This window comes from Bifidobacterium pluvialisilvae (assembly GCF_019331695.1).
Taxonomy (GTDB): Bacteria; Actinomycetota; Actinomycetes; order Actinomycetales; family Bifidobacteriaceae; genus Galliscardovia; species Galliscardovia pluvialisilvae.
In genome coordinates this window covers 42,071-64,671 of the sequence record NZ_JAHBBI010000004.1, presented here as the reverse complement: position 1 = coordinate 64,671, position 22,601 = coordinate 42,071, and the positions used below count along the sequence as shown (strand labels likewise).

The 22,601-nt window shown below is 65.6% G+C and carries 13 protein-coding genes; 2 read left to right on the top strand and 11 right to left on the bottom strand.

Features of this window, described 5'->3' with window-relative positions:
• Positions 1–73: 73 nt before the first annotated feature.
• The 4 genes from KIH77_RS04455 to KIH77_RS04440 form a co-directional block, all read right to left on the bottom strand.
• On the bottom strand, positions 74–1,030 hold the full coding sequence (locus tag KIH77_RS04455) for an ABC transporter permease (RefSeq protein WP_100510761.1): 957 nt from the start codon (positions 1,028–1,030) through the stop codon (positions 74–76).
• Between the two features lies 1 nt (position 1,031).
• Positions 1,032–2,216 (bottom strand): ABC transporter permease, encoded by a 1,185-nt coding sequence (locus KIH77_RS04450; RefSeq protein ID WP_219099908.1) that lies wholly within the window; start codon positions 2,214–2,216, stop codon positions 1,032–1,034.
• The gene (locus KIH77_RS04445) at positions 2,213–4,123 is read right to left on the bottom strand and encodes a dipeptide ABC transporter ATP-binding protein (protein ID WP_219099907.1); all 1,911 of its coding nucleotides are present in this window, start codon (positions 4,121–4,123) and stop codon (positions 2,213–2,215) included. The genes KIH77_RS04450 and KIH77_RS04445 overlap by 4 nt, the downstream gene beginning before the upstream one ends.
• An 82-nt stretch (positions 4,124–4,205) precedes the next feature.
• Positions 4,206–5,954 (bottom strand): ABC transporter substrate-binding protein, encoded by a 1,749-nt coding sequence (locus tag KIH77_RS04440; RefSeq protein WP_219099906.1) that lies wholly within the window; start codon positions 5,952–5,954, stop codon positions 4,206–4,208.
• A 279-nt stretch (positions 5,955–6,233) separates the two neighbouring features.
• Here KIH77_RS04440 and KIH77_RS04435 point away from each other — a divergent pair, with 279 nt between their 5' ends.
• Together KIH77_RS04435 and KIH77_RS04430 are read left to right on the top strand one after the other, a co-directional pair.
• Positions 6,234–8,555 (top strand): alpha-galactosidase, encoded by a 2,322-nt coding sequence (locus tag KIH77_RS04435; protein WP_219099905.1) that lies wholly within the window; start codon positions 6,234–6,236, stop codon positions 8,553–8,555.
• Between the two features lie 224 nt (positions 8,556–8,779).
• Positions 8,780–11,482, top strand: coding sequence for a beta-L-arabinofuranosidase domain-containing protein (locus tag KIH77_RS04430; RefSeq protein ID WP_219099904.1), 2,703 nt, complete (start codon positions 8,780–8,782; stop codon positions 11,480–11,482).
• 146 nt (positions 11,483–11,628) lie between these two features.
• On the opposite strand, the gene KIH77_RS04425 is transcribed toward KIH77_RS04430, so the two are convergent.
• From KIH77_RS04425 to infB, 7 genes are all read right to left on the bottom strand, one after another.
• Complete coding sequence (locus KIH77_RS04425; RefSeq protein WP_219099903.1) at positions 11,629–12,771, bottom strand: iron-containing alcohol dehydrogenase; 1,143 nt, start codon at positions 12,769–12,771, stop codon at positions 11,629–11,631.
• A gap of 556 nt (positions 12,772–13,327) precedes the next feature.
• Positions 13,328–14,554, bottom strand: coding sequence for an aspartate aminotransferase family protein (locus KIH77_RS04420; protein ID WP_219099902.1), 1,227 nt, complete (start codon positions 14,552–14,554; stop codon positions 13,328–13,330).
• Between the two features lie 467 nt (positions 14,555–15,021).
• Complete coding sequence (locus KIH77_RS04415; RefSeq protein ID WP_219099901.1) at positions 15,022–15,867, bottom strand: SDR family NAD(P)-dependent oxidoreductase; 846 nt, start codon at positions 15,865–15,867, stop codon at positions 15,022–15,024.
• A 309-nt stretch (positions 15,868–16,176) separates the two neighbouring features.
• Positions 16,177–17,337 (bottom strand): bifunctional riboflavin kinase/FMN adenylyltransferase, encoded by a 1,161-nt coding sequence (gene ribF / locus KIH77_RS04410; protein ID WP_219099900.1) that lies wholly within the window; start codon positions 17,335–17,337, stop codon positions 16,177–16,179.
• A gap of 126 nt (positions 17,338–17,463) precedes the next feature.
• Positions 17,464–18,597, bottom strand: a complete 1,134-nt coding sequence (locus KIH77_RS04405; protein ID WP_219099899.1) for a tRNA pseudouridine synthase B — start codon at positions 18,595–18,597, stop codon at positions 17,464–17,466.
• 342 nt (positions 18,598–18,939) lie between these two features.
• Positions 18,940–19,425, bottom strand: a complete 486-nt coding sequence (gene rbfA, locus KIH77_RS04400; protein ID WP_219099898.1) for a 30S ribosome-binding factor RbfA — start codon at positions 19,423–19,425, stop codon at positions 18,940–18,942.
• Positions 19,426–19,509: 84 nt separating this feature from the next.
• Positions 19,510–22,419 (bottom strand): translation initiation factor IF-2, encoded by a 2,910-nt coding sequence (gene infB / locus KIH77_RS04395; RefSeq protein ID WP_219099897.1) that lies wholly within the window; start codon positions 22,417–22,419, stop codon positions 19,510–19,512.
• Positions 22,420–22,601 lie beyond the last annotated feature (182 nt).

The window sequence follows — 22,601 nt, the reverse complement described above, 5'->3', positions numbered from 1 at the left end:
CCCGTCGGGCCGTCCGGGCGCGACATGCACAGTCCGGTGGCCCGACGATACGGGGAGCGGCGGATGCGATGCGTCAGCGCCGCAGCGTGGGCTCCAACGCCACGTGGAGGATGTCGACGAGCAGGTTCATCATCACGATGAAGAATCCGCCGAGCAATACGACGCCGATGATGACGGGCCGGTCCTGTGTGTTCACCGATTTGACGGCGAGCGCGCCGACTCCCTGCAGGCCGAAGACCTGTTCGATGATGATGGAGCCGGAGAGCAGGGAGCCGATGTCGGCGCCGAGCTGCGTGGTGAGCACGGTGAGCGTGGACCGCAGGCCGTGCTTGTAGATGACCTTGCGTTCGGAGATGCCTTTGGCGCGGGCGGTGCGGATGTAGTCCTCGCCGAGTACGTCGATCATCTCGGCGCGGGTGAGGCGCTGGTAGAGGGCGGCCATGAGCAGGGCGAGGGTGAGCCAGGGCAGCACCATGTGCCATGCCCAGTCGATGAAGCCGTCCTCGAGGGGCTTGTAGCCGCCCGGGGGGAACAACGTGAAGCCGTTGCGCTTGGGCAGGTAGTAAAGCAGGTAGAGCAGGAACATGCCGAGCACGAAGGAGGGGAAGCTGATGAACAGCTGGCTGAGCACCTGGGCGAGGCGGTCCTTCCATGTGCCGGGGTGGGTGGCGGAGACCACGCCGAGCGGCACGCCGATGAGCAGCCAGATGATGACGGCGCCGCCGACGAGCGAGAACGTGACGGGCAGTCGGGAGAGGATGAGTTCGGTTACGGGCGTCTGGTTGCGGTAGGAGATGCCGAAGTCGCCTTGGAACGCGTGGGTGATGAACCGGATGTACTGCTGCCACAGGGGTTTGTCGAGGCCGAGGTTGCGGGTGACCTGGTCGAGCACCTCCTGGCTGGCCTTTTCGCCGGCGATGAGTCGGGCGGGGTTGCCGGGCGCGATGTAGAACAGCGCGAACACGAAGATGCTCAGCAGGAACAGGATGATGACGGCGAAGAGGAGCCGCCGGAGAATCTGCTTGACCATGTCAGTCGCCTTCCTTGGTCGTCGTTGATGACGTCGTTGATGAGGTCGACGATGTCGCCGACGCCGACGTCATGGATGATGCCAACGGTGCCGAATCGGCCGTCGCCGCGGCGATGTCGTCGTTCGCGGCGGCGATCTGCGCCGCCACCGGTGTGACCGCGGCCACGGCGGCCGCGCCCTTCTTCCTGCGTCGTTTGGCGAGCATGCGCCGGCCGGCCTTCGGATCGAGGGCGTCGCGCAGGCCGTCACCGAGGATGTTGAACGAAAGCGTGGTCATGAGCAGGAACAGGCCGGGGAAGAACACGAGCCATGGCGCGACCATGTAGATGGAGTTGCCGGCGGCCTCGGAGAGCATACCGCCCCAGCTTGGCGTCGGCGGCACGATGCCCATGCCGAGGAACGACAGCGACGCCTCGAACACGATGCAGCTGGGGATGCCCTGCGTGGTGTAGACGATGATCGTTTCGGTGAGGTTCGGCAGGATGTCCTTGACGATGATGGACGCGTCGGAGGCACCGAGCGACCGTGCCGCCTCGACGAACTCCTTCTTCTTGAGCACCTGCACCTGGGCGCGGATGACTCGCCCGGTGACGGCCCATGAGAAGAAGATGACGACGAACAGGCACATGCGGATGCTCGCGCCGAACACGGAGACGAGGGCCAGCGCGCACAGCAGGAACGGGATGGTCATGACGAAGTCGGTGATGCGGGAGAGCACGTTGTCGACCCAGCCGCCGAAGTAGCCGGCCAATACGCCGATGATGACGGCGATGAGCGAGCCGCACATGGAGGCGACCACGCCGACCAGCAGCGATACGCGCGCGCCGTAGGCGATGCGGACGAGCTCGTCGCGGCCGAGCTGGTCGGCGCCGAACCAGAACGCCTTGCCCGGACCGGTGGGCAGACCGGTGGCGGTCAGGCCGATCTCGCGGTACTGCTGCGCGGGGTCGTGTCCGGTGATGGAGGCGAGCACGGGCGCGAAGACGGCCATGAGCACGAGGAACACGATGAATCCGAGGGCGATCATCGAGGCCTTGTCGTGGCGGAGCCTGCGCCATGTGGCCTGTCCGGTGCTCAGCTGTTCGATCTTGCGCGCGGGCTTCGGCTTGTTGCTTGCGGCGCCGACCGAGCCGAGGCTGGTCTTGGCGTCGGCCGATGTGGTGTTGCGTACGGTGGCCTCGCTCATGCCACCACCTCCTTGACGAGTGTGCGATGGGCCGTTTCCTGCGACTCCGGGGGCACGGCTCGGATGGACGCGGCAAGCAGGCGTTTGGTGAAGGGCGCCTGCGGGGCGTCGTAGATCCGTTCGGTGTCGCCGCGTTCCACGATCCGGCCGTTTTCGATGACGACGACGCGGCTGCACACGTGGCGCACGACGGCGAGGTCGTGCGAGATGAACAGGTAGGTGTAGCCGAACGCGTCCTGCAGGTCCTGGATGAGATTGAGGATCTGCGCCTGGATGGAGACGTCGAGCGCGGAGACCGGTTCGTCGAAGATGATGAGCTCGGGGTCGAGGGCGAGCGCGCGGGCGATGCCGATGCGCTGGCGCTGGCCGCCGGAGAATTCGCCGGGGTACCGGTTGTAGTGTTCGGGGTTGAGTCCGACGAGCTCCATGAGCTCCTGCACGCGTTTCTTCAGCCGGTTGCCGGACCAGTGATGCTGGATGCGGATGGGTTCGCCGATGATGGAGCCGACGCGGCGGCGCGGGTTGAGCGAGCCGTACGGGTCCTGGAACACGAGCTGCACGTGGCGGCGCTGTTCGCGCCATTCGGCACGGCTGACGGTGCTGTTGTCCTGGCCGAGCAGCATGACCTTGCCGCTGGTGGCGGGCAGCAGTCCGGCGATCACGCGGGCGAGCGTGGTCTTGCCGCAGCCGGATTCGCCGACGAGGCCGATGGAGTCGCCGCGGTTGACGGTCAGGTCGATGCCCTTGAGCACCTCGACCGCCTTGCGGGTGCCGGCGTTGTAGGTGAGGTGGAGGTCCTCGACGAGCGCGATGGGCGCGTTTTTGTCGAGCGGCCATTCCTCGGTGCCGTTGGCGGCGGCATCCTTGGCGGCGGCCTGCTCCTCGGCGCGGTCGCGGGCGCGTTGGAGCACGAATTCGTCGATCTCCGGCTTGGCCTCGGCCGGGGTGGGGTCGGCCCGGCGCCAGCAGCTCACGGTCACGCCGTCGCTGAGCGTGCGGCGCGGCGGGGCGGTGAGCCCGCAACGGTCGGTGGCGTTGGGGCAGCGTGGCGCGAACACGCAGCCGACGGGGATGTCGAGCAGGCTGGGCATACGGCCTTCGATGGGGGTGAGCCGCTTGCGGTCGTTCTCGGCGTCGGGTGAGGAGTGCAGCAGGCCGAGCGTGTACGGGTGGGCGGGGCGGGAGAACAGTGCGGAGACCGGTCCCATCTCCAGCTGGTGGCCGGCGTACATGACCATGGCCCGGTCGGCGAACGAGCCGAGCAGGGTGAGGTCGTGGGAGATCATGACCACGGTGGTGCCGAGCTTGTCGGACATGTCGCGCAGCACGTCGAGCACCTGCTTCTGGATGGTCACGTCGAGTGCGGTGGTCGGTTCGTCGGCGATGATGATCTCGGGCCGCAGCACGAGGGCCATGGCGATCATCACGCGCTGCCTCATGCCGCCGGAGAACTGGTGCGGGTAGTCGCCGAAGCGTTTGTCGGCGTTCTTGATGCCGACCATCTCGAGCATTTCGATGGCCCGGGCTTTCGCGTCGTCGCGGGAGGTCTTCGGCTCGTGGGTCCTGATGACCTCGACGATCTGCGAGCCGATAGTGAAGTATGGGTGCAGGCTGGACAGCGGGTCCTGGAAGATCATGCCGATCTTGTTGCCGCGCATGGACCGCAGCTGCCGGGGCGTGGCCTTGAGCAGGTCGACGCCGTCGAATACGGCGGTGCCGTGGACCTCGGCGCCGGGCATGAGGCCGGTGATGGCCTGGGTGAGCACGCTCTTGCCGGAGCCGGATTCGCCGACGATGCCGAACACCTCGCCTTTGTCGACGTCGAATGACACGTGCTGCACCGCATGGACGACGCCGTCCTCGGTGGGCAGATCCACGCTGACGTCGTGTACCTGAAGAATGGACATTTCCGTAGCTCCTTGTGCTCCTGATGGATGGAGGGAAAGGGCGACGCCCCGCCCGTGCGGGGCGGGCGGGGCGTCGGTCCGCCTATCGTTCGACCGAGACGTTGGTCCAGTCGTAGCCGGCGGACAGGGCGAAGATGGAGGCGTTCTTGATCGCGCTGCTGTGGATCAGGGTGGCCTTCACCGAGTAGAGCGGCAGCACCGGCGGGTCGTCCATGACGGCGTCGTTGACCTGGCCCCAGATCTTCTCGGCGTCCGAGGTGCTGGAGCTGGCGAGCGCCTTCTTGGCGAGTTCGCTGGCCTTGTCGTTGTTGTAGTTGTCGTAGTTGTAGACCTGGGCGGTGCCGGTGTAGGTGAACTGCGGCTGGAAGACGGAGCGTGCGGCGCCGCCGACCCAGTCGGGGTTCCATCCGCACAGGGCGATGTCCCACTTGCCGTTCTTGGTGTTGTCGGGCGTGGTCATGAAGCTGGCGTAGAAGTCGGAGGCGGGCACGGGCACGAGCTGCACGTTCACGCCGGCCTTCTTCATGTCCTGCTGGATGATCTGGGCGATGGAGGGCTCGGTCGCGTTGTCGGAGCGGTAGGCGAGCTTGAGCGTGAGGTTGCTGGCGCCGGCCTTGGCGAGCAGCTCCTTGGTCTTGGCCGGGTCGCCCTTGTTGCCATCGGTCTTGTACGGGTCGCTGTTCTCGTTGAAGCCGATGACGCCGCGTCCGAAGATGCCGACCGCGGGCTCGGCGAGTTCGGAGCCGCCGAGCTTCTGCACGAACGCCGCCTTGTCGACGGAGTACTGCAGGGCCTTGCGCACCTCGGTCTTCTTCAATGCGCCGCCGTTGTTGTTGGAGAGGGTGTTGAACCACAGGAAGTTGGTGCCTCCCTGGGAGAACGCGCTCATGCTGTCGCCGTTGGTGGCCTTGAGGGTACCCCATTGCGCGGCGGGCACGTTCATGGCCCATAGGCCGTCGGCGTCGCCGTTGGACACCTGCTGGAGGGCGTTGTCGGCGCTGACGCCGAACGTGAACTCGATGCGGTCGGCGTTGGCGGCGCGCAGCGGGTCGGAGGCCTTCTTCCAGTTGGGGTTGCGCTTGAGGTACAGGTGGCTGTCGGCCTTGTAGTCGTCTACGGTGTAGGGGCCGGACGAGATGTAGTTCTTGCGGTAGTCGGGGCTGTCGGGCTCGTAGTCGAGCGATTCCTTGGCCACCGGGGAGACGTTGTCGAGCGACACCATGTAGATGAAGTCGGAGGCCTTCTCCTTGAGCTTGAACACGATGGTGTGGTCGTCGGGCGTGGTGATGCCGGAGACCTTGTCGTCGAGGATGTGCTTCTTCACGTTCGCGGTGGTGGGGTTCTTGATGTCGTATGCGGCGCAGTACTCCTCCATGCCCTGGATGACGTTGTAGTAGCTGGCGGCGGCGGAGGGCAGCAGCGGGTTGCACACCTTCTTGAAGCCGTTGGCCACGTCCTCGGAGGTGATGGCGCGGGCGGGGCTGGTGCTCCACATGGCGTCCGTGCGCAGCTTGAACGTGTAGGTGAGGCCGTCGGAGGAGACCTCGGGCATGGATGCGGCGAGGTCGGGCTGGGCCTCGACCTGCTCCTTGGCGTCGTTGCTGGCCTTGTAGCTGATGAGCTGGCGGCTGATGGCGCGCTGGAACGTGTAGGTGCTCACCAGTGAGCTGCCGGTCGGGTCGAGGTGGTCGATGTCGTCGGTGCCGACCAGCTTGATGGTACCGCCGGTCTTGGCCGTGCCGGAGTCGCTGGAGCCCGAGCCGCCGCAGCCGCTCAACGTCATGGCGCATACGGCGACCAACGCCGCCAGCGCCGTCATTTGCTTTTTCATCGTATTTTCCTCTCTGTGAACGGCGTTTCGCGATTGTGGGAATGATCGTCGGAACGTCGGAGACATGGACCGCGATAACACCGGTCCCGCATTTCCGTGGGTGGAGATGTTGGGATACATATAACGTTTTGAATTCGCCATAAGATTTGCCGATATGTAAAACACAAGTGAACTATGGTCTAGCCGGCAGTATTGTCGTTACGCGACCTTTAAGTCCCCGAAACGAACGCGGTGGTAACGTGGCCACGCATCCGAACGACCACGCAGGGGGTGAGGGGCTTGGAAACACGAATCATCACGCATGATGGCCAGTTCCACGTGACCAACGGCCTGGTCAGCCATGTCATCCGCATCCTTCCCGGCGGGGAACCCAACACCATATACTTCGGTCCAGCGATTCACGACCGTGATGACTTCTCCGACCTGCAGGAGCTCGCCGTCCGGGACACGTTGCAGACGGACGCCGGCCATCCCGGCCTCTCGCTGGAGCAGATACGACGGGAGTATCCGCAGGGCGGTTCGTCGGACCTGCGGCCGTGCGCCCTGGACGTGGGTGACGCGGCGGGGTCGCACGCCGTGAAACTCGCGTACGACGCGTATCGCATCGTTTCCGGAAAGGTTCCGCTCGACGGACTGCCGTCCACATTCGCCAACGGCACCGGGGACGACGCCGACTGCGCGACGCTGGAGATCGACCTCGCCGACGCGTCGTTCGGCCTCAGGGTCACGCTGTCGGAGACGATGTTCGACGGCCTGCCCGTCGTCGCGCGCAGCGTGCGCGTCACGAACGTCTCACACCTGCCGCAGACCGTGGAATCCGCATACAGCGCCAGCCTCGACCTTCCCGACGCCGATTGGGACATGCTCACGCTCACCGGGGCATGGGCACGCGAGGCGCATGTCGAACGCACGCCGCTGCGCACCGGACTGCAGGGCGTCTCGTCCATCCGCGGGCACAGCAGCCAGCACGCGAACCCGTATCTTGCACTCGCCCGGCCGAACGCCGACGAGATGCAGGGCGAGGCCATGGCCGCCACATTGGTGTACAGCGGCAATTTCGACGCCTCGGTGTTCGTGGATTCGTACGCCCGCACCAGGTTGCGCATCGGCATCAACCCGGAACCGTTCTCATGGCGGCTCGCCCCCGGTGAGACGTTCCAGACGCCGGAGGCGATCCTCGCCTACAGCGGCGCCGGGTTCAACGGGCTGAGCCAGGCGCTGCACGCGCTATACCGCCGCAATCTCATCCGCCGGCCATGGAACGCGTGCCGCTCCCCCATCGTCGTCAACACGTGGGAGGCCGTGCACATGGCGATGGACGAGACGTCGCTCACGGCCATGGCGCGGTCGGCGAAGGAACTCGGCATGGAGATGCTGGTCGTGGACGACGGATGGTTCGGCCACCGCGACCGTGCGGATTCGTCGTTGGGCGACTGGTTCGCCGACCGCCGCAAGTTCCCGAACGGCCTGAAGCCGCTCGCCGACGCCGTACATCGTATGGGCATGGGCTTCGGCCTGTGGTTCGAACCGGAGATGATCAGCGAGGACAGCGACCTGTACCGTACCCACCCCGACTGGGTGCTCGGCGACCCGCGGCTGCCGTTGCATGCGCTGGGCGTGCAACGATGCCAGTATGTGTTGGACATGACCCGTCCGGACGTCGTCGCATATCTGCGGCGGACGATCGGCGACGTCATCGGGAAGGCCGGCGTCGACTACATCAAATGGGATATGAACCGGTCGCTCTCCGAGGCGTATTCGCGCGCCCTGCCGCCCGACCGGCAGGGCGAGGTGTTCCACCGGTACGCGCTTGGATATTATCGGCTGCTGCACGGTCTCGCCGCACGGTTCCCCGACCTGCTCATCGAATCGTGCGCGAGCGGCGGCGCCCGCGTGGACGCCGGCACGCTCGCCTATGCGCCGCAGGCGTGGATATCCGACGACACCGATGCGCTGGAACGGGTGAAGATCCAGTACGGCACGTCGATGATGTATCCCGTCGGAGCATGCTCCAACCATGTCTCCGCGGTTCCCAACGAGGAGACCGGCAGACGCCTGCCGCTGAAGATGCGTGGTGACGTGGCGTTGTTCGGCACGTTCGGATACGAGCTCGACCCCGCCCTGCTCGACGACGGCGAGTGTGCGCGGATCAGCCGCCAGATCGACTGGTCGAAGCGTCTGGGACCGCTGATGCGGTCCGGCACGTTCTGGCGGCTGCGCAGCCCGTTCGCGCCACGGCCCGGATTCGATGCCGCCGACGCCGCATGGATGGTCGTCTCGGCCGACCGTCGCAACGCCGTCGTCGGATGGTACCGGGCGTTGACCGGCGTGAACGCGCCCGTGCCATGGCTGCGGCTCGCCGGCCTCGACGCCGATATGCGCTATGCCGTCACGGAGGTCGACACGGCCGTCGCCGACGCCGGCGACACCGCCATGGCCGGCAGGGGGTTCACACCATGGCGGCCGCGGTACGGGGACGAGCTCATGCATGCCGGTCTGCCGTTGACCGACCGCACCACCGTCACCTGGGGGCGGGATCCCTTCCCCGGCGACGGCTCCTCGCGCCTCTTCATCCTCACCGCCGTCGACGCCTCCCTCTGACGAGGGAGGTGGCACGCCAAAGGCGTGACGGAGGGAGAGACTCGACACCACCCCACCCCGCCACACCTTCACGAAAACACGACCCGAACAAACCAACCTCCCTCTGACGAGGGAGGTGGCACGCCGCAGGCGTGACGGAGGGAGAGACCGCGGCCGCAAGGCCGCAATCAACCCAGCATCGGCCACAGGCCGATTCCACACCATCACTCACGAAAGCCGCAACCATGACCGATACCGCACGCCCCACCTTCGCACAATCCGACGGCACCGCACAATCCGACGCCGAGGCGATCTCCCTCGGCAATCTCGCCACCGTGGAATTCGACCTCGACCTGCCCACGACCGGCCGTCGGGGCTCCCGCATCACGTGGCGTTCCTCGGACGACCGCTGGCTGGACGATGCCGGCCGCGTGCGCCGGCCGGTGTTCGGCCGCGGCAACCGCAAGGTCACGCTCACCGCCACGGTCACGAACGGCGACGCCACCGCGACCCGCGAATTCCACGTCACCGTCCTGCAGCAGCCATACCGGGCAGCCATCGAATCCGTGCCGCCGGTCAGGCGACGAATCGTCGTCTCCCCCGGCGACGCTGGTCCGCGACGCATTCCCCTGCCCTCGTGGGGCGCGGCCGTCACCGGCATCGGCGCCATCGCCGTGCCGTTGCAATGGCCGGAGCCCGAAGCCGTCATCGACGTGCCGTCACCGTCATCGACATCATTATCATCATCGGCATCATCGTCATCACGACGGTTCGTCGTCGACGGCCATACCGGCGCCGAACCGTCGCACCCCGTGCAGGCGGTCATCGACGTCGTCATCGGCCACGACGATGGCAACGGCGTCGACGACGATATCGATGCCGACCATTCCAATGGTTCCCCAACCAAGCCGACGCTGCGCGGCATCCCCCTCACCGCCATCCGCTTCGGCGAACGTTCCGTCATCGGCCACGACCAGCGGCTTCGCCGTGATTATCTGCGTTCCCTGGATAACGACCGGCTGCTGTATGCGTTCCGTGCGGCCGCCGGACTCGACACGCGCGGCGCGGAGCCGATGACCGGCTGGGATTCGCCGGACTGTCTGTTGCGCGGCCATACCACCGGCCACGTGCTCTCCGCATACGCCCTGTGCGCGCAATCGACCGGCGACGAACAGGTTCGCGGCAAGCTCGCCGAACTCGTGCACGGCCTCGCCGAAGTGCAGCGGGCGTTCGCGCGACGGCCCGACTGCCATCCCGGTTTTCTCAGCGCCTACGACGAACGGCAGTTCGACGATCTCGAACGGCTCGTCCCCTACCCCGACGTATGGGCGCCGTACTATACGCTGCACAAAATCATCGCCGGCCTTATCGACGCCTACGAGACCGGCGTCGACGAGGCGCTGCCCGTCGTCGAAGGCATCGGCCGCTGGGTCGTCGACCGATTGGGACGACTGGACCCGCGACTGCGGCAACGCATGTGGGGCACGTACATCGCCGGCGAATTCGGCGGCATGAACGAATCGATGGCACGCCTCGCCGGCATCGTCCGCCGGCACGCGGCCATGGCCGCCGATGCCGGTGACGACGGCACAGTCTCCGATGCCGACGACGACACCGATGCCGCGAGGTTCCTCGACGCCGCGCGATGGTTCGACAACGACCGGCTGCTCGAGCCGCTCCGACAGCACGTCGACGCGTTGGACGGCATGCATGCGAACCAGCACATCCCCCAGGTCATCGGCCATCTCGCCATCGCCGAACGGACCGGCGACGCCGCGTATCTCCGGACGTCGGAACGTTTCTGGCATGAGGTCATGGCCTCGCACATGTATGCGGTCGGCGGCGTCGGGCAGGGTGAGATGTTCCGCACGTCGAACGTCATCGCCGCATTGCTCGACGACGACACGGCCGAGACATGCGCCACCTACAATCTCATCAAGCTCGCCGCCGGACTGCGTGACCATGGCAACACATTCGACGGCATACACGACGATGGCGGGGCCACCGTCCCCTCCCCCGAATACGGCGACTATATCGAACTGGCGCTGCGCAACCACATCGCCGCGTCCATCGACCGTTCGGCGCCGAACGGCGGCAGCACGTATTTCCTGCCGACCCGGCCGGCCGGCCGCAAATCCTTCGACCTCGACGGCGACACCTGCTGCCATGGCACCGGATTGGAAGCCCATTTCCGTGCCGGCGACGGCGCGCTGCTCGTCGACGACCGAATGGACGCCGTACACATCCAACTGCTGGAATCCATGCGCGTCGATTCACCGGACGACGGCATCGCCATGCGTATCGACGTGGCCGACGAGACGCCGAACGTCGTCCATATCCGTATCGACCACCTGACGGCCGCGACGCTGCGCGTCCGCGTGCCGTGGTGGGCGCTCGGTCGCGCGTTCCCCGCCTTCGATGACGCCGACGACGGCGAAAGCCTCCCGACGGACACCATCGTCACTATCAACGGCCGGCGATTCGACGACGTCGATTACGATGCCGTCGCGCATGAACTCGTGTTTCCCGTGAAACAGCTGGACAGCAATCCCCTGTCCGACATCATCATCCGATTCCCCATCGATTTGGGCCTCGTCCGCACGCCCGACGACATTGACGTGGCGTCGGTCATGTGGGGGCCGTACGTACTGGCCGCGCTTGCCGGCGACAATGACCACGACGAGCGCGGCGGCGGCTCTTCCAACGGCCATGCCAGCGGTGAAGCCCTCACCCCGGCGATGCCGCATATCGTCGTGGACCCCGACGACGTCGCCGCATCATTCGCACGAATTCCACCGTCCGACGCCGACCATCCCGTCGCTTTCGCCTATCATGACGCCCGCGGCGGCTCTCTGCGGTTCGAGCCCATCGCGCAGATCCCGGCCGACGTGCCATACCATCTGTATTGCCGCATCGGCGAAAACGGAATAAACGACGAAATCGAATAGATGACGACCGAATAATGCCTGGAGCGAATAGCGAAGCGCCGTGAACAACCGAACAGGTAGTTCACGGCGCTTCAATTCCCACAACACGGTGTCGCAGAGAGGAGCGACGCCGTCAATACGCAATCATAACGACTGCGGCACAACAGTCACAATGCTCGATAGATCGCCTCCACATCCTTCGGGGTGACGGCACGCGGGTTGACCGCGATGTTGCCGGACGCCATGGCGTCCTTGGTCATCTGGTCGACGACCGCGGGGAACGCCTCGCGGTCGACGCCGGCCGCCTCCAGCGAATCGGGGATGCTAATCTCGGCAAGCAGCGAACGGATCTCGTCGATGAAGTCCTCCGGGTAGTCGTATTCGGAGTCGGGGAACAGGGCCTCGTGCATGAGCCGGTACTGGCCCTTGTCGGCGAGCGCGTTGAATTCGAGCACGCTGGGCAGCAGCAGGCCGTTGGCCTCGCCGTGCGCCACGTGGAAGAACGCGGAGATGGGGTGGCTCATGGCATGCACGAGTCCGAGACGCGTGGATTCGAAGGCGATGCCGGCCATGGTGGCGGCGACCATCATGCCGCGCGCGGCCTCGGCGTCGTCACGACGGGCGTAGAAGCGGCGCAGGTACTTGCCGATGAGGCGCAGCGCCTCCAGCGAATACATGCCGGAGAAGGTGGAGTCCACGGTGTTGGTGAACGATTCGATGGCGTGGACCATGGCGTCGGTGCCGCAGGCGGCGGCCACACGGGCGGGGACGGTGGCGAGCACGCCGGGATCGAGGATGGCGTAGGCGGGCAGCAGCAGCTTGGAGCCGACGGTGAGCTTGTAGTTGCGGGCCTCGTCGGTGATGACGGAGAACGACGTGACCTCGCTGCCGGTGCCGGCGGTGGTGGGGATGGCGATGAACGGCACGATGGGGCCGGGCACGGTGTTCATGCCTTCGTAGTCGCCGATCTCGCCGCCGTATTTGACGACCACGCCGACGGCCTTGGCCACGTCGAGCGAGGAGCCGCCGCCGATGGCGATGATGGAGTCACAGCCGCCGTCCTTGAACAGTTTGGCTGCCTCGTCCACGCATACGGCGGTCGGGTTGGGCTTGACGTCGGTGAACATGGTGTGCTTGATGCCGGCTTCGTCGAGCGAATCGGTGGCCTGCTTGGCGAGCGGCGCGTCGGCGAGGAACGGGTCGGCGATGATGAGCACGTTCGTCATCTTGAGTTCGCCTGCGTACGTGCCGAGGCGGCTCACCCCGCCGTAATCGACGATGATGTTCTGCGGTATGGAAAACTTGAGCATGGTTTGTGCCTTTCGATCTGCGGCGTCGTCACCGCGGTTCCCAGCATAGGAGCGTCAACGATAATAATCCAGAGGGGCGCCGATGGGATGAGATCCGCCCCCGCCGGCGGGGGCTGTCCGCCGCAGGCGGACTGGGGGTGGTCCGACACCGATGCGGCGCGTCGAGGGGAGTTGACGTGTGGACTGCGTAGGCGTCCCTCCCCTCAGTCGGCTTCGCCGACAGCTCCCCTCACCGAGGGGAGCCCATTGCCAGAACCCGTCCCGTCCAACCGGCTCCCCTCATAATCGAGGGGAGCCGGCCGCCACAGGCGGTCTGAGGAAAGCCCTCCACTGTCATCCTGAGCGGCGCCCCTCTATTGTCATCCTGAGCGGAGCCGCTTGCGGCGGAGTCGAAGGATCTTTGACACCTTTCGCAGCGTCAACAATCCTTCGACTTCGGGCTATGCCCTCGACAATGCCGCACGCAGCACCATCGACTCGGTCAAGATCCTTCGACTTCGGGCTTGCGCCCTTCGCTCAGGATGATGTTGTATTGCGGATAATCCGCAATACAACATCACTCCTTGCCGGCGGCGACGGCGTTCACGGAGTCGATGAGGATCTCGATGGCCTCGTCGATCTGCTTCTTGGTGACGATCAGCGGCGGGATGCAGCGGATGATGTCGTTGCCGATGGCGGTGGTGAGCAGGCCGCGCTTGAGGGCGGCGTGCTTGACGTCCACGGCATTGACGGTGCCGTCGAACTCGAAGCCGACGAGCAGGCCACGGCCGCGGGATTCCTTGATGTGCGGCAGGCTCTTGCCTTGCTCGATGAAGTACTCGCCCATCTTGGCGGCGTTCTCCGGCAGCTTGCGGCTGACGATCTCGTCGACCTCGGCGAGCGCGGCGGCGGTGCACATCGGGGAGCCGCCGAACGTGGTGCCGTGGGTTCCGGGGGTGAGGGACGCGGCGATCGGGTCCTTGGTGACCATGGCACCGATCGGGACGCCGCCGCCGAGGCCCTTGGCCATGGTGAAGATGTCGGGCTCGACGCCGTAGCCCTGCCAGGCGAACAGGGAGCCGGTGCGGCCCCAGCCGGTCTGGACCTCGTCGAAGATGAGCAGCAGGCCGTTGTCGTCGCACAGCTTGCGCAGGCCTTCGAGGAACTCCTGCGTGGCCGGGTGCACGCCGCCCTCGCCCTGCACGGGCTCGACCATGATGGCGATGGTGTTGTCGGTGATCTTGGCCTTGAAGTCCTCAAGGTTGTTGAACTCGGCGTAGGCGAAGCCGGGGGTCATGTCGCCGAAGCCGTCCTGGGCGAGCGATCCGGGCTGGCCGGTCGCGGCCAGGGCGCCGAAGGTGCGGCCGTGGAAGGAGTGCAGTGCGGAGAGGATCTCGTACTTGTGCGGGCCGAAGTGGTCGATGCCGTACTTGCGGGCGAGCTTGATGGCCACCTCGTTGGCCTCGGTGCCGGAGTTCTGGTAGAAGATCTTGTCGAAGCCGGCGAGGTCGCAGACCTTCTTGGCCAGCAACGCCTGCGGGATGGTGTACGGGTAGTTGAAGGTGTGCATGATGTCGCCCACCTGGTCGCGCACGGCCGCCACGACCTTCGGGTTGCAGTTGCCGGCGTTGTTCACGGCGATGCCGCCGTAGAAATCAAGGTAGGCGTTGCCGTCCGGATCGTAGAGGTACATGCCCTCGGCGCGTTCGGCGACGAAATCGTAACGCTCGTACGTCTCGATCATGTACTTCTTGACGAGGCCCTTGAGCTCGTCCTGGGTGAGACCCGTATCCGCAAGCTTCATCTCATGCTCCTTCCGCTGTGACGTGGCTTCCACGTCGATGCAGGTGTTCGTTCGATCACGCGCTTGCAGGTCGTCGAATACCGTTCGTTGCGACGTTCGACGACCGCCTTGCTGTGCAATCTAGAACGGAGTCTAAGTTCGGCTTGTTACCTCGTGGACGCGTTTATGTGTCCCCGAGATGACACCGACACGCCACTTCGTCCAATCATTCTCACGATATTAGATATTTAGTCCATTCCTTAATAACCTCCCTCTGACGAGGGAGGTGGCACGCCAGAGGCGTGACGGAGGGAGAGACTCGACGCCACACCCATCCCGCCGCACCTTCACGAAAGCACAACCCAAACAAACCAACCTCCCTCTGACGAGGGAGGTGGCACGCCGCAGGCGTGACGGAGGGAGAGACTCGACGCCACACCCATCCCGCCGCACCTTCACGAAAGCACAACGACCATGAGAACCCTGCGCTACGGCCGCCCGTCCAGCTCCTGCAACCGCAGCTGCGACCACATGAGCGCCCGCACCGGCAGCAGTTTCGTCGCCGCGAAGATGACCTTCGCCGGCCATCCGGGCAGCGACAGCGCCCGCCCGTGGAACGTGTCCTCGATGATCTGACGCACCACGGCGCGTGCGTCCATGATGCCGACGAAGTTGTGGAACGGTCGACGCTCCCCCGGTTTCGGCTGTGCCCGGTCGAAGAATTCGGTGCGCACCCAGTACGGGCATGCGGCCGTCACCTTGATGCCGCGATGGGCGAGCTCGCGGCCGAGCGCCCGCGACCAGCTGACCATGAACGCCTTCGTGGCCGCGTACACGTTGATGTACGGGCAGGGCAGGAATCCACTGATTGAGCACAGGTTCATGATCCGCGACCCGGCGCGCATGTATGGCAGGCTGTGCGAGACCATGGCGACCGGCGCCTTCACATTGAGGTCCACCATGGCGAGCTCGTCGCCGAGAGGCACGTTCTCGAAGTGGTCCATTCTGCCGAAGCCGGCGCAGTTGGCGAGCATCACGATGTTCGGCCGTTTCTCGACGAGCAGACCGCGGTATGTCTCGAGGCCGTCGGCGTCGGCGAGGTCAAGCGCGACGGGGCGTACCGTCACCGGCACGCTTCCCACAAGCCCGCGCAGCCGCTCCTCACGCCGCGCGATCACCCATATCTCGTCGGCGTCGACGCGGCCCACCGCAGCCCAGTAGGCGATCTGCTGCACGAACTCGCGTCCCATGTCGCTCGACGCGCCCGTCACCACGATGACGTTCGCGCCCCGTCCCACGATTCCACGCCCGTTCCCGTTCGCTTTTCCGCCCATCTCGGCCTCCTTGCCGCCAAAACCTCAGATTCCCCCACTATTATCCCCGTCCCCAAACCCGAAAACGCGAGTTGTGGGTGTTTGATTCGGAGAGAATGCCGATTAGAGAGGAAGAAACGTTGCAATACCGTAGAGCCAAGTACCGTTATCGCAAATCAAACACCCACAACTCGCGATTTAGCGGTCAGTTGCCACCGCTCCCAGCCGGAGCCCTTCCGACCACTAGAACCGCAGACGAAAAACGCCCCTCCAAAGGGGAGGGACGTTCCATTACGAATGCGTTCGGAGGCAGGCTCACAGGACGGAAACCTACTTGCAGATCTCCTTGGTCTGTTCGACGTTGCGCTTGAGTTCGGCGACGAGTTCGTCGGCACCGTCGAAATGCACCTGCGGACGCAGGAACTTCACGAACTCCACGCGCGTGCGGTGTCCGTAGAGGTCGAGCCATTCGGGGTTGCCGTCGGCGTCGAGCGGCGGAATGGCGTAGGCTTCGAGCACGCGGGCCTCCGGTTCGCCGAACGTCACCTTGGTGCCGATGGAGATGGCGGAGGCGTATCGCGTCTCCTCCTGCGTATCGGGGTTGATGTCGATGAGCCATCCGGCGTACACGCCGTCGGCAGGCATGAATCCGCTCACCTCCTCGGCCACGTTGGCGGTGGGGAATCCGAGCGTGCGGCCGCGCTGCTTGCCGCCGACCACGCGGCCCTTGACCTCATGCGGACGGCCGAGGATCTCCGCGGCCTTCTCCACATGGCCGTGCGACAGCAGGTAGCGCACGTACGTGGAGCTCCATACGCGCGCCGGATGGTTCGGCACGCTTTTGCTCAGGGCACGGCGTTCGGCCTTGGTCAGGCCGTTGTCGGGGTCGTTGACCTTGTCCATGATCTCGGCGGCCTCGGGCGTGTTGACCAGCGGCACGCGCACTTCGCCGGGGCCACGGTCGTCGACCACGTCGACCTCGAACATGCGGGTGGCCTGGGCGATGGAGTCGATGGACTTCGGGTCGCCGGCGCGTCCGGCGCCCATGCGCGAATCCTTGCCGAGCACGATGTTGCGCATGCCGATCTTGCCGACGAGCTGGCCGAGGAAGTACTGGTACGATTTCGCGCCGAACGCCATCGTGTAGCGGATCACGAGCGCGCGGTCGATGCCGAGTTTCTCGATGAGGTCGAGCCGTGTGCCGATGTCGGTGAGCGCGTATGGGTCGTCGTAGAATTCGTCGACGGGCAGTTCGGCGCCGTCATGCTCCTGCGCGTACTTGCGTACAACGGTCGGACGGGGGTCGAACACGACCGCCACCGACTCGCATCCGTAGCTTTTCGCCAGGTCGACGGTGCGCTTGAGTACGGCCTGATGGCCGCGGTGCACGCCGTCGAAATTGCCGACGGCGACGATGGACCGCTTGTTCTGGCCGAACGGCGGCCAGGCCAGATCGCCGTCGGTGTCGGGGACGAGGGTGTTGATTCGCATCAATGTTCTACTCCAGTGTTTCGTTGGGATGACGCTTTCTGCTGAGGCACAAGCTTAACGGGGCCGGCGAACGTCGGTTCGCCGCGCCGCCGGGCTATTCGGCTATTCGGCTGTTCGATTGTTCGCCTAGTCCGGCTGTTCGGCGGGGAATACGACGACGGGTTTCGCCAGCCGCCGGTTCGCGGGCTCGATGATGGCCACGAGTTCGTCGCCGCGGGAGTCTCCCGCGGACGATGCCGGGACGATGGCCGCCGCCGTTCCGTCGCCACGTCGCGGAATCCACCGGCCGAACCGCAGTTCACGGGCCTCGTCGGCGGTGATGTCGGCACAGGGCATGGTGAGCCGTGCGCTCGCGGCCATCGGCAGGGCGTGGCCGAGGAGATAGTCGCGCCGCGGATTGCTGGTGTCGTGGGAGGCATCGGCGTCGGCATCGGTGGTTTCGTCGCTATTGGGATAGTCGATGACGCACCGGTTGCGGGTGATGGTTTCGCCGTCTCGGTTGGTGAACGTGCGGCTTTCGGCGTGCGCGGTGACGACGTCGGCCGTGGCCGCGTCGAATGCGCTGACGCGCGTGCGTCGCAGCATGGTCAGATGTCCGCCGACGCCGAGCCGATAGCCGAGGTCGCGGGCGAGCGCGCGGATGTACGTGCCCGACGAGCAGGTGACGCGTACGGTGAGGTCGAGCGCCGGTTCGCCGTTGTGCGCAGTTGCCGGCACTGGTCCATCGATGATGGTGAACTCGCGGATGGTGATGGGACGGGCCTTGAGTTCCACGTCCTTGCCTTCGCGTGCCAGGTCGTAGGCGCGCTTGCCGTTGATTTTGATGGCGGAGAACATGGTCGGCGTCTGTTCGATACGCCCGGTGAAGTCCCCGGCGATGGCCTGTTCGATGGTCTCCTGGCTCAGCGTCGCGATATCCCCAGACATGTTCGCATCAGGGTGGATTACTGGGGAAAACCCGCCGTGGGCGACTTTGTCGGACCATGCCATGACGTCGCCGTCGGCGTCGTCGGTCGTGGTGAATTGGCCGAGCCGGATGGTGGCCTCGTAGGTCTTGTCGGCGCCGACGATGTAGTTGAGCAGTCGTGTGGCGTTGCCGAATCCGACGACGAGTACGCCGGTGGCCATGGGGTCGAGCGTGCCGGCGTGACCGACGCGTTTCATGCGCAATCCGCCGCGTATGGCGGCCACGACGTCGTGGCTGGTCACGCCCTGCGGCTTGTCGACGATGAGGATTCCGGATTCGGATGGATTGGTCATGAACGCTCCTTATACATTGTCATCCCGGATGGTGGTCCACCACTGTTGCCACCCCGAACGACGAGCCGCCACCTTGGTCATCCTGAGCGGGAGAAAGCACCTACTTTGTCATCCCGAGCGAGCGCGACACCCACCTTGTCATCCTGAGCGAGCACAACACCCACCTTGTCATCCTGAGCGAGCGCAGCGAGTCGAAGGATCTGCATCCAACCTGAGGGCCGGACGAAAAGATCCTTCGACTCCGGACTCCGTCCTTCGCTCAGGATGACAGGGGTAGGAGTTACGCCCTCCGCTCAGGATGACATTGGCGCGGGCTTCTCCGCTTGGGAGGACAAAGACGGACTACTCTTCGTCGTTGGTCTCGACGTCGGCGACGTCGTCAGTATCGTCGTCCTCGTCGGGATGCTTGTATGGGTCGGCGTCGCCGGCGTACTGGGCGGTGGCGCGCTGCTTGGCGAGCTCCTCGTCGCGCTTGCGGGCGGCGATGAGGATGTCCTCGATTTCGGTGGCCTCGCCGGGCACCTCGTCGTACTTGAACTCAAGGACGGGCGTCAGACGCAGTCCGGCCTTGCGACCGACGTGGGAGCGCAGACGGCCCTTGGCCTGATTGAGGGCCTGGGCTGCGCGCTTGCGCTGGCCCTGCTCCTTGCCTTCCTCGCCCAGCTGGGTCCAGAAGATGCGGGCGATCTGCATGTCGTTGGTCACGCGCACGTCGGTGATGGTGACGCCGAAGAGGCGCGGATCGTGGAGTTCGGTTTCGATGGACTGCGCGACCACGCGCTTGATGAGGCCGGCGATGCGCACGGCCCGGGGATTCGTACCAGCCATGGTGTTCCTTTCACATATACAATTGGCTCCCTCGTTGAGGGGGAGCCAATGGGAATCGTTCGAGTCGAATAATCGACTCATCGACTACTTGCGTTCGACCTCGCGCATCTCGAAGGTCTCGATGATGTCGCCTTCCTGGATGTCGTTGAAGGAGCCGAGGTTGATACCGGCCTCGTAGCCTTCCTTGACCGACTGGACGTCATCCTTGAAGCGACGCAGCGAGGAGATCTCGAGGTCGTTGACCGTGGCGACGCCGTTGCGCAGGATACGGCACTTCGTTCCGCGCTTGACCTCGCCGTCCTGCACCATGACGCCGGCGATGTTACCGAACTTGGAGGAGCGGAAGATCTCGCGGATCTCGGAGTGGGAGGTGACGACCTCCTCGTATTCCGGCTTGAGCATGCCCTTGAGGGATGCCTCGACGTCCTCGATGGCCTTGTAGATGATCGAGTAGTACTTGATCTCCACGCCTTCGCGTTCGGCGAGGTCCGCGACCTGACGGTTCGGACGCACGTTGAAGCCGATGATGACGGCCTTGTCGACCGTGGCGAGGTTGACGTCGTTCTGCGTGATGGCGCCGACGCCGCGGTGGATGACCTGGATGCCGACCTCGTCGGAGACCTCGATCTTCATCAGGGAGTCCTCGAGCGCCTCGACGGAGCCGGAGGAATCGCCCTTGATGACGATGTTGAGCATGTCGATCTCGGACTTGGCGAACTGCTCCTTGAGGCTCTCGAGCGAGACGACCTTGCGGCGCTTGGCCAGCTGGGCGGCGCGTTCGGTGGCCTGACGCTTCTCGGCGATCTGGCGGGCGGTGCGGTCGTCCGGGGCGACGAGGAAGAGGTCGCCGGCCGTGGGCACGGAGATCAGACCGAGCACCTGCACAGGCGTGGAGGGCGCGGCCTCCTTCATCTGCTGGCCGTTCTCGTCGAGCATGGCGCGGACGCGGCCGTACGAGGTACCGGCCACGATGGCGTCGCCGATGTGCAGGGTGCCCTGCTGGACGAGCACGGTGGCCACGGCGCCGCGACCCTTGTCGAGTCGGGCCTCGACGGTGGCGCCGCGGGCGTCCATGTCGGGGTTGGCGCGCAGGTCGAGCGTCGCGTCGGCGGTGAGCAGCACGGCTTCGAGGAGCTTGTCCACGTTGATGTTCTGCTTGGCGGAGATGTCGACGAACATGGTGTCGCCACCGTACTCCTCCGGCACCAGACCGAACTCGGTGAGCTGGCCGCGCACCTTCTCGGGGTTGGCGCCCGGCTTATCGATCTTGTTCACGGCGACCACGATCGGCACGTTGGCGGCCTGGGCGTGGTTGATGGCCTCGACCGTCTGCGGCATCACGCCGTCGTCGGCCGCGACCACGAGGATCGCGACGTCGGTGAGCTCGGCACCACGGGCACGCATGGCGGTGAACGCCTCGTGGCCAGGGGTGTCGAGGAACGTGAGCTTGCGGTGTTCGCCGTTGAGGTCCACGGACACCTGGTAGGCGCCGATGCGCTGAGTGATGCCGCCGGCCTCGCGTGCGATGACGTTGGTCTTGCGGATCGTGTCGAGCAGTCGGGTCTTACCGTGGTCGACGTGGCCCATGACGGTGACGACCGGCGGACGGGGCTTGAGGTTCTCGTCGTCCTGCAGCTCCTCCTCGTCAAGGTCGATGTCGAACTGCTGGAGCAGCTCCTTGTCCTCCTCTTCGGCGGACACGATCTTGATGTTCCAGCCGATCTCCTCGCCGAGGATCTGGAACGTGGACTCGTCCAGGGACTGCGTGGCCGTGGCCATCTCGCCCAGGTGGAAGAGCACGGTGACGAGGGACGCGGCGTTGACGTTGATCTTCTCGGCGAGATCGGCCAGCGTGGCGCCCTGACGAAGCTTGATGGTCTTGCCGTTACCGGTGGGGATGCGCACACCGCCGATAACGGGTGCTTTCATCTCCTCGAACTCCTGCCTCCTGGCGTGCTGGCGCTTACGAGCCCTGGAGGAACGACCACCCTGACGTCCGAAGGCGCCGGCGGTGCCGCCGCGGCCTCCGCGACCGCCCGGACGACCGCCACTGTTCTGGGGTCCGTTGTTCGGACCGCCGCCCTGCCCCGGACGGGCGCCGCCGAAGCGGCTGCCGCCGGTACGGGAGCCTGCGCCGGTACCGCCCTGACCCGGACGGCTGTGGCCCCACTGGCCCGGCCTGCCCTGACCCGGACGCGGACGACCACCCTGACCCGGGCGGGGACGACCGCCACGGCCGCGGCTGTTGTTCACGGTCGGACGCGCCATCGGATGCGGACGCGGGATGTCACCCGGCGTGGGCACGCTCATGCCCTGCTTGCGGCTGAACGGGTTGTTGCCCGGACGCGGCGTGCCGGTCGTGTGCGGACGCGGCGCGGCCGCCGAGGAACCGCCGTTGCCGGGGGTCGGACGCTGGCCGTTGCCGCCCGGACGGGGTCCACGCTGCTGGGGACGCCCCTGCTGCGAGCGCTCCTCGTTGCGGCCGCGGCCGCCGCCGCGGCGATCGCCGGGACGAGGACCGGGAGTGTGCGGACGGCCGCCGCCACGGCGCTCTCCCCCACGGGATTCATGCTGGCCGCGAGTGCCCTCGCGGTCACGACGGGATTCATGACGGTCCTCATGATGGCCGTCACGGAAGTTGTTGCGCGGCGCGTGCGGCACGGCGCCGCCACGACCGGATTCGCCGCCGGCGCGATGCCCCGGCTTCGGGGCCGCGGGACGCGGACCCGGGGTGGGAACGGCAGCGGAGCTCTCGGATGCCGCGGGCTTGTGCGCGGCCGGCTTCGGCTGCTGACGGCGCGGGGCCTGGGGCTTGTGACCGCCCTTGTCTCCCCCGGACTGCTGGAATTCGTTCCTCAGTTTGCGCACGACCGGCGCTTCCACGGTTGACGAGGCCGACTTCACGAACTCGCCCATGTTCTTGAGCTTGTCAAGAACGGTCTTGCTCTCTACGCCAAACTCCTTGGCCAATTCATATACGCGTGCTTTGGGCACTAATATCTCCTATTCCCGACCGCGCGCATACGATTCCCTTACGAATTACCGCGCGATCACTGATCACTGATGGCGAACATGTGCTGTCTCATCGTGCGACCATGGTTTGTTACCTCATTCTGAAAAATCCTGAAAGAAGGCATGGATGCCCTCATCATCAGACTCCGACATAAGCATACTCA

Bases quoted from the DNA above. Each gene is read 5' to 3' on its own strand.
- KIH77_RS04405 (WP_219099899.1), bottom strand. From the start codon at position 18,597: ATGACCAATCCATCCGAATCCGGAATCCTCATCGTCGACAAGCCGCAG.
- rbfA (WP_219099898.1), bottom strand. From the start codon at position 19,425: ATGGCTGGTACGAATCCCCGGGCCGTGCGCATCGCCGGCCTCATCAAG.
- KIH77_RS04425 (WP_219099903.1), bottom strand. From the start codon at position 12,771: ATGCTCAAGTTTTCCATACCGCAGAACATCATCGTCGATTACGGCGGG.
- KIH77_RS04450 (WP_219099908.1), bottom strand. From the start codon at position 2,216: ATGAGCGAGGCCACCGTACGCAACACCACATCGGCCGACGCCAAGACC.
- KIH77_RS04420 (WP_219099902.1), bottom strand. From the start codon at position 14,554: ATGAAGCTTGCGGATACGGGTCTCACCCAGGACGAGCTCAAGGGCCTC.
- KIH77_RS04415 (WP_219099901.1), bottom strand. From the start codon at position 15,867: ATGGGCGGAAAAGCGAACGGGAACGGGCGTGGAATCGTGGGACGGGGC.
- ribF (WP_219099900.1), bottom strand. From the start codon at position 17,337: ATGCGAATCAACACCCTCGTCCCCGACACCGACGGCGATCTGGCCTGG.
- KIH77_RS04455 (WP_100510761.1), bottom strand. From the start codon at position 1,030: ATGGTCAAGCAGATTCTCCGGCGGCTCCTCTTCGCCGTCATCATCCTG.
- KIH77_RS04445 (WP_219099907.1), bottom strand. From the start codon at position 4,123: ATGTCCATTCTTCAGGTACACGACGTCAGCGTGGATCTGCCCACCGAG.
- KIH77_RS04430 (WP_219099904.1), top strand. From the start codon at position 8,780: ATGACCGATACCGCACGCCCCACCTTCGCACAATCCGACGGCACCGCA.
- KIH77_RS04440 (WP_219099906.1), bottom strand. From the start codon at position 5,954: ATGAAAAAGCAAATGACGGCGCTGGCGGCGTTGGTCGCCGTATGCGCC.